This window comes from Brevibacterium sp. S22, from assembly GCF_004745485.1.
Lineage (GTDB): Bacteria > Actinomycetota > Actinomycetes > Actinomycetales > Brevibacteriaceae > Brevibacterium.
In genome coordinates, this window is sequence record NZ_RHFG01000060.1 from 1 (window position 1) to 1540 (window position 1540).

Consider the following 1540-nt stretch of genomic DNA (forward strand, 5'->3'; position numbering starts at 1 on the left):
TGGACTGGTCCCGGAAAGTTGGACTGCTTGGGTCAGCATAGTTGATAGACATGCTCACCATCCTTGGCGGTCTTGGTCCGATACTCCATCGGGGCAAGACCGCCAAGTCGTGATGAGGATCGTTCGTAGTTATACCAATGAATGTATTCCTCGACCGCGGCCTTGAGATCCTCGATGGTGTTAAAGGATTCCAGATAGAACATCTCGGACTTCAACTGCCCGAAGAAGTTCTCCGCGACCGCGTTATCCCAACAATTCCCCCGCCTGGACATCGACGCCTGCGCACCATGATCGGCCAGGATCGCCGCCCAGGACACGTGCTGATACTGAAACCCCTGATCGGTGTGCACCAGGGGTGCCTGCCCGGGGCGCAGCCCCTGACAGGCCCGGGTCAGTGACTCATTCGTCAACGCCGTATTCGGTGACGTCGACATCGTGTACGACAGCACTCCACGGTCGAAGAGATCAATGACGGGTGACAGGTACAGTTTCCGGTCTTCAACAGCGAATTCCGTGACGTCAGTGACCCACTTCTGGTTCGGTTCCGCCGACTCGAAGTCCCGGGCAAGGACGTTATCGGCGATGGTCCCGACCGTCCCGCGGTGAGAGTTGAATTTCTTCTGCCGCACCCGGCTGAGCAGACCCAGCTGACGCATCAGGACCAGCACCGTCTTCTTCGACACGAACACTCCGGTCTTGGCCAACTCGGCCCGCACCCGACGGTGCCCATAACGTCCACGAGTCCGGTCGACGATGTCCTGGATGAGGGTCTTCACGTGGGCGTACCGGTCGGGTTTGTCCCCGAAGCGGTTCTTCTGGTGGTAGAAGAACGTCGACCTTGCCAGGCCTGCGATCTGTAGCAGCATCGCCAGCGGATAGTCAGCCTTGAGGCTGGCAACAATGCGTGCTTTCACTGCTGCCCTTGTTGCCTCAAGGCCCGAAGTTTTTTTAAGTACGCGTTCTCTGCTTCGGCCCGCAGCAGGCGGTCTTGAAGCTGTCGGTACTCAGCCAGACTGATGTCCTCAGCACTGGTCTTCGGCGCCAGCACATCCGGTTGCGACGGGTGTGGGTGCGCATCGGGGTCCTCACCCTTGTCGATGGCGCGTATCCGAGCCGTTTCACCCTTCGCAGTTGAGGGCTTCGGGGCGAATGCGTCATCGCCTTTGTCACGGTATTCCTTGGCCCAGTCGACGACCGGTCGAGATGAAGCCAGGCCGAGTTCCTGAGCCAAGGCGACTTTGTGTTCGCCGGCGAGATAGCGTTTGGCGGTCGCGATCTTCGTCTCTCGGGTGACTCGACGTGGCTGGTGGGGTTTCATGACCGCCATTGTTCCACGCACTAACCAGCGGTCATGGAGGAGTTTGAGTGTGGGTTTGTGCACGGCGAGTCTCGTGGCCGCAGCAGAGTATCCGTACCCGTGATCGAAGAGTTCGACCGCGGCTTGGGCTTGCTCGTCGGTGATCAGACAGTTGTGACGCATGGAGTGGTCCCTTCAAGTTGTCCTGTGTTAATCACAGTCCAACTTTCGGGGACCACTCCA

General features: G+C 59.0%; 2 protein-coding genes. Both read right to left on the reverse strand.

Going from position 1 to position 1540, the window contains the following annotated elements:
- Positions 1 to 32: 32 nt before the first annotated feature.
- Entirely contained in the window at positions 33 to 914 is an 882-nt protein-coding gene (locus tag EB835_RS20125) for an IS3 family transposase (RefSeq protein WP_135811190.1), read from the reverse strand.
- On the reverse strand, positions 911 to 1480 hold the full coding sequence (locus EB835_RS20130) for a transposase (protein ID WP_135811191.1): 570 nt from the start codon (positions 1478 to 1480) through the stop codon (positions 911 to 913). The genes EB835_RS20125 and EB835_RS20130 overlap by 4 nt, the downstream gene beginning before the upstream one ends.
- Positions 1481 to 1540: the final 60 nt, after the last annotated feature.